Below are 258 nucleotides of genomic sequence, written 5' to 3' on the forward strand. Positions count from 1 at the left end.
AGTTGTATTGCTCTCGCAGCTTAATGGCCAATCCTTCATTACCCAAGATCGACATCATTCTTTTCAGGTTATAAGCCAGCACATGCAGACTGATTTCGGTGCTGACGTTTTTAAATCGTCGCATCAGGAAATGGGTTGCCCCCATCCACATTTTAATTGTTCCGAACGGATGCTCTACCGTTTGCTTTCGCACGACAGCTGTTTGTGGCGATGCATCAAGCCTGGTCTGCATATCTTCCATTTCAGCTTCATGAACCC

At 46.1% G+C, this 258-nt stretch carries 1 protein-coding gene; it reads right to left on the minus strand.

Translation table 11 applies throughout. The features are described from left to right. Positions 1-258: transposase (locus J1785_RS00100; protein ID WP_217218504.1), on the minus strand; the 258-nt coding region annotated here is incomplete at both ends.

Origin of the sequence: Rahnella perminowiae (genome assembly GCF_019049755.1) — a bacterium.
Classification (GTDB): domain Bacteria; phylum Pseudomonadota; class Gammaproteobacteria; order Enterobacterales; family Enterobacteriaceae; genus Rahnella; species Rahnella perminowiae.